This is a genomic window from Vulcanococcus sp. CPBay_Sum15L08_68 (genome assembly GCF_017855895.1).
Classification (GTDB): Bacteria; Cyanobacteriota; Cyanobacteriia; order PCC-6307; family Cyanobiaceae; genus Vulcanococcus.
On record NZ_JAFMFX010000088.1, the window covers coordinates 1 to 5,727 of the forward strand.

Annotated in this window: 4 protein-coding genes and 1 pseudogene; 4 read left to right on the plus strand and 1 reads right to left on the minus strand. The window is 64.5% G+C overall.

What is annotated here, in order from left to right; translation table 11 throughout:
* Nucleotides 1-49: 49 nt before the first annotated feature.
* Nucleotides 50-1,270, minus strand: a complete 1,221-nt coding sequence (locus QZ189_RS10425; protein ID WP_296417972.1) for a class I SAM-dependent methyltransferase — start codon at nucleotides 1,268-1,270, stop codon at nucleotides 50-52.
* A gap of 163 nt (nucleotides 1,271-1,433) precedes the next feature.
* Here QZ189_RS10425 and QZ189_RS10430 point away from each other — a divergent pair, with 163 nt between their 5' ends.
* From QZ189_RS10430 to QZ189_RS10445, 4 genes and pseudogenes are all read left to right on the plus strand, one after another.
* Nucleotides 1,434-4,475 (plus strand): phycobilisome rod-core linker polypeptide, encoded by a 3,042-nt coding sequence (locus QZ189_RS10430; RefSeq protein ID WP_296421720.1) that lies wholly within the window; start codon nucleotides 1,434-1,436, stop codon nucleotides 4,473-4,475.
* Between the two features lie 61 nt (nucleotides 4,476-4,536).
* Nucleotides 4,537-4,692, plus strand: coding sequence for a hypothetical protein (locus QZ189_RS10435; protein ID WP_296421721.1), 156 nt, complete (start codon nucleotides 4,537-4,539; stop codon nucleotides 4,690-4,692).
* A 195-nt stretch (nucleotides 4,693-4,887) separates the two neighbouring features.
* Nucleotides 4,888-5,373 carry an allophycocyanin gene (locus QZ189_RS10440; RefSeq protein ID WP_247477079.1) on the plus strand — a complete coding sequence of 162 codons (486 nt, stop codon included), beginning with the start codon at nucleotides 4,888-4,890 and terminating at the stop codon, nucleotides 5,371-5,373.
* 41 nt (nucleotides 5,374-5,414) lie between these two features.
* A pseudogene (locus QZ189_RS10445) lies at nucleotides 5,415-5,727 on the plus strand (allophycocyanin subunit beta); the annotation flags it as partial.

The window sequence follows — 5,727 nt, forward strand, 5'->3', positions numbered from 1 at the left end:
GAAGCAGCCAACAAAGGCGCCTTTGCTCTGAAAAGGCGCGCGGAATCTATCACGCGCTGACGCCTGGTCCTGAGCGAAGCAGAAGAACGCGCTGTAGCTGCAGTTCCCTTGCGACAGAGGCGATCTGAGCCGTTGACCAGTCCAATGGGAGCTGACCCAGAGGAGTATCTGCCGGTGCTTGCTCGAGCGCTTGCAACAGGCTGAAGCCCTCGGCACTCAGGTCCAGAGGTGCCATGTCGGAATCCAACAGGGCGCGACCTGGCCAGCCCCAGAGACATGGGTTTCGGCAGCCCAGGGCCGCCAGTAGATCACTGTCCTCATCCCAGCGCTGCTTCTGAACTGGACCCTTGCTCAAGAAAAACTCGAAGTGGCTGATGTCGGGATCCAGATCCTCCACCAAACGCCACTGCGCTTCGGGTGGAAGAGCCTGAGCCCGCTCCAGCAATTCACCCTTGAGCAGCCGCGCGGGGTCCCAGACCTCCGGATTGGAAAAGCCGGCAAAGTCCAGATCTGCCGACGCCACAAAGGCCATCAGGCGCTCGAGGTTGTAACTGGTCTCCTGCGGGTGGAGATACATGTCCGCGAAGTTCGCGTCGGCGGCGCAGTCGATCGCCCAGCGCTGCTCGTGATGGCGCCTCAACCTGTTGTGCTCAGGAAGCTCCGTGAAGAGCTGACGCCCCAACCGCAGTCCATCCGCTCCGGTCCCCACGCCCATCGCCGTCAGCGCCCGCTGGGTGCGATGAATCTCCCAGCGGCCACCGTCGGCATAGAGGAAGAGATGCAGCAAGGCGCCGGGCTTCAGCAACGCAGCCAGGGCCTTCAGCCCGGCCTCCGGTTGCCGGAGATGGTGCAAGACCCCGACGGAATTGATGTAGTCGAACGGCCCCTCTCCCGCCAGCTCAAGCAGGCTCCTGTTTTCGATCCGGACCTGGGCTCGGTCCAGGGCACCGGAGCGCCGGCAGCGCTCTCGCGCCACCTCCAAGGTCCCCGGCGAAATATCGACCGCGAGGATCTCTGCCCCCGGGTTGAGATGGGCGAGGTAGTCCGTGCTGACCCCCGTCCCGCAGCCCGCATCAAGAATCCTGAGGGGCTCAGCGCTCGAACGGGCCGCAGGCAAGGCACCGGTGCTGGCCGAGTAGGCAGCGTCAACGCACCAGCGCCAGTTGTATCCGGGCGGTGGGCCGTCTTGGAGAGGATCCCCGGGATAGGGGAAGCGGTCGTAAAAGTCGCTCACCACCGGGGTGGCGGCATCAGCAGGGGCCTGAGTCATGGGCTGGAAGCGGGTCAGAAGGTGGATCCGCTGAGGCCGAGCATTTCATGTCCCGGCCTTGCCGCTCGAGCAAACCCACAACGGGCTGCAAACATTTGTTCATGGCCTGCCAGGAGGCCAGAGGGCCAGCCGTAACGTGCCCAGGCCAGGTTCGCTTTCGTCCATGACTGTGACCGCCAGCAGCGGCAGCAGCAGGGTTGCTCCTCAGCGCTACGACACCCTGCCGCTCTCCAGCGTCCGTCAGGCGGAGCAGCAGGACCGCTTCCCGGATGGGGGCGAGCTCAGCAACCTCACGAACTTCTTCCAGAGCGGCCAGCTCCGGGTTGAGGCGGCCCGTCGCGTCTCGGCCAATGCCGAAGCCATCGTCGCTCGGGCGGCCAACCGGATCTTTGCGGGCGGCACCCCGCTCTCCTATCTCGATGCGCCTCTGAACCCAGTGGCGGCAGGGTCCCAGACCCCACTGGCGGCCGACCAAGCCGCGTTCCAGCGCTCCGTGCAGACCTTCGCTGGCGCCAGCGGCAGCACCAAGCCCGGCAATGCCTTCACCCGCCTCCTGGAGGGAGCGGGCGGCGACGCAGATGTCCGCGTCGTTCTGCCCACGGGCTTCAACCCGATCTCGGTGGCCATCTATGGCACCGAGCGGATGAAAAAGTCCATCCGCGACCTGGCCTGGTTCCTGCGCTACGTCGGTTACGCCGTCGTGGCTGGCGATCCGAGCATCCTGCGGGTCAACACCCGTGGTCTCCGCGATGTCCTGGAGAAGGGTTGCTCCCTGGCCGCCACCAACGTGGCCCTGCAGGAAATGCGTGCCGGTGCCGCTGAACTGCTGAAGGACCTGCCCGAAGCCCGTCAACTCCTGATCGACAGCTTCAACGTCCTGCTCGAAGAGCTGGCCGTGCCAACCCCCTCAGCCCGCCAGCGCCTGGGCAGCCCCGAAAACCAGGGCCTACAGCTGCCTGCGATCTACGCCCTGGCGGCCCAGGGCAAGGCCCAGCGCTTCATCATGAGGCCCGCCATGAGTGGCGGCCAGAAAGCAGAAGTGGTGCGGGCGGCCTACCGCCAGATCTTCGAGCGGGACATTGCCAAGGCCTACAGCCAGGTGCCCTGCCCCGTGGAAGCCACCCAGGTGCGCCAGGGCGACATCTCCATGCGGGAGTTCATCCGCTCCCTGGGCCACAGCAAGGAATACCAACAGCAGTTCTACGGCCGCTTCTCCAATAGCCGTGCCGTTGAGCTGGCCTTCCGCCACTTCCTGGGCCGGGGCATCAGCTCCCGCGAGGAATTCACCCGCTACTTCGACATCGTCAGCGCCCAGGGCCTCAAGGGCCTCGTGGATTCGCTGATCAACACCATGGAGTACGCCCAGGTGTTCGGCGAGGAGACCGTTCCCTACCTGCGGGACATCGGCGAGGAAGCACAGGAAAGCGCCGGCTGGGGATCCAACCGCAAGCTGTTCCGCTTCAGCGCTCCCTTTGAAGGCGCTCCCCAATACGTCACCCTCTACGCCAGCTACCGCCAGCCCTACGCCGATCAGCACCCCTATGGCGGCGGCAACGATCCTCTGGGCCTGAACTACGGCGCGATCTTCCCCTCGGGTACCGCCAATGTGTCGACCCGTCCGGCACCGCTGAGCTACGACACCCGCCGCATCCTGGTGGGCAACGGCATGCGCCAGCCGGGCCAGATGAACAGCCCGCAGTTCCGGGCATCGACCCCCCGTAAGGCAGGGCCGAAGCTGGTGAGGCTTCAGCAGATCGCCACCGGCGGCAACTCCGTTCCCCGTCGCGGCGGTCAACCCAGCATCCGCAACACCGAATCCAGCACGCAGGCTGTGATTCGCGCCGTCTATGTCCAGGTCCTGGGCAACACCGGCTACGCCGGCGAGCACAACACCGTCGAGGAAATCAAGCTCGAGAACGGTGACCTGAGCCTGCGTGAATTCATTCGCCAGGTGGCACGAAGCGAGGCCTTCCGCCGTCGCTATTGGAGTGGCCTCTACATCTGTAAGGCCATCGAGGTCATGCACCGCCGCCTGCTGGGCCGCCCCACCTTTGGCCGCTGGGAAATTGACAGCTACTTCGACGTGGCTGCCCGCAAGGGCTTCTACGGCGTGGTGGACGCCATGCTCAACAGCAGCGAGTACAGCGAGACCTTCGGCGAAGACACCGTTCCCTATGAGCGGTTCATTACCCCGAACGACCTCAACACCCGTCGCGTGCCCTCGCTGAAGCGCGCCTTCAACGCAGCGGCTTACGCCGACATCACCCCACGGATTCGCCCTGAGGTCACGCCCCCAAGCGATTTCCGCGACAGCAGTTCGCTGACCCCCCGCAACCTCAAGGGCCGCACCAGCGTCGTGCGTGGCGGCTGGAGCGCCACCCTGACCGGTGGAGAGCAGCTGGCTCCAGCACCGTCCAAGCGCTCCGGCCCCGATTCCGTCCAGACCAAGCCCTCGCCCGAGCGCAAGTGGAGCGCTCCCCGCTGGCAACCCGGTGGCGGCGCAGCTCCCACCTGGAGTGCAGCAGGGATCACCAGCTTTGCCCCGGCCCCCTCTGCAGCCGCGGCGGTCCCCGCCCGCAGCAGCTTCGGCAGTGGCTGGAATGCCGCTGTGTCGACTGGGGGAGCTGGCGTTAACGCCGAGCAGCCCCGGGCTGCCATGGCCAAGGCCCTGAAGCCTGGAACCCTGCAAGGTTTCGGAAAGCGCAAGAGCCTCGGCACCGCCGTGAAGCTCTCCATGGATCCCAGCAGCGCTGAAGTCACGCAGGTGATCGAGGCGGTCTATCGCCAGCTGCTCGGTCGCCAGCCCCTGGCTTCAGAACAACTGGGGGATGCCGAATCCCAGCTCCGTCAAGGTCGCCTGTGCGTCGCCGAGTTTGTCGCTCGGGTTGCTGGCTGTGACCTGTTCGTCAGCCGACTGAACCGGATGGCACCGTTCAAGGCCGCCGCCGCCGCCCATATCGCCCTGTTGGGTCGGGCAGCGCAGGCCGATGAAACGAGCGCCTTCCTCAACACCCGTTGTGTTGAGGGCATGCGCACCGCCATCGACGGCGTTCTGAACAATCCGGCCTACGCCGAGAACTTCGGTCGCGACACCGTTCCCTACCTCAAGGGCATGGGCACCAGCAACGGGATCCCCCTGAGCACGGTCAACCGCACGGCCGCCCTCTATGGCGGCAATGCCGCACTCAATCCAGTGGGGCGCTGAGAAGTCCAGCCTCAGATCCAGACCCTGTCCACCTCGCCGGCTCTAACGAGCCGGCTTTTTAATGGGCATTCTTGACAATGAAGCGAAAAAGATTGAGACAAAGATAAATATTCAACGGGGCCATGAAGGAAATCTGGCTGTTAGCAACCGCCGCAGCCTGAACGTAGTCTTCGATCAAGAGAAACCCAGTGCCGGCAAGGGTTTCAAGCAAAAATAATCGCCGTGAAGAACTGTTACCGGGACTCAGGACGGCGCGGGGCGTTGCCACAGAATGATTCGGCGCACAGCTCAGCTGTCGCTCCTTCAGCTCGCGTCGACGCAGGTCACTGCATCGCTCAAGGCTGGAGACTCCCCCTTACCCACCGGATATCGGTCACCGTTCAGGCGACCGCTTGTTTCGAGGCAGAACTGCATGAGCATCGTCTCCAACTCGATCATCAACGCGGACGCCGAAGCCCGCTACCTCAGCCCTGGCGAACTCGACCAGATCAAGGCTTTCGTGAGCGGCGGTCAGCGCCGTCTTCGCGTCGCCCAGGTCCTGAGCGAGAGCCGTGAGCGCATCGTCAAGACCGCTGGCGGCGCCCTCTTCCAGAAGCGTCCCGACGTCATCTCCCCCGGCGGCAACGCCTACGGCGAAGAGATGACCGCCTCCTGCCTGCGGGACATGGACTACTACCTGCGCCTGGTGACCTACGGGATCATCGCCGGCGATGTCACCCCGATCGAGGAGATCGGCATCATCGGCGCCAAGGAGATGTATCGCTCCCTCGGCACTCCCCTCGAAGCCATGGCTGAAGCCGTGCGCGAGATGAAGAACGCCGCCATGGGCCTGCTCACCGGTGCTGATGCCGAAGAGGCTGGCTTCTACTTCGACTACGTCGTCGGCGCCCTCTCCTGAGGTTGCTCTCTCTCTGATCCCCGCCTCTTCGAACAGGTTCCATGCAAGACGCAATCACCAACGTCATCAACCAGGCCGACGTTCAGGGTCTGTACCTGGACAGCTCCTCCATGGGGCGCCTGGAGCAGTACTTCGCCAGCGGTGAGCTGCGCGTTCGTGCCGCTGCAACCATCAGCGCCAACGCTTCCGCGATCATCAAGGAAGCTGTGGCCAAGTCGCTGCTGTACTCGGACATCACCCGTCCCGGCGGCAACATGTACACCTGCCGTCGCTATGCAGCCTGCATCCGCGACCTCGACTACTACCTGCGCTACGCCACCTACGCCATGCTGGCCGGTGACACCTCGATCCTCG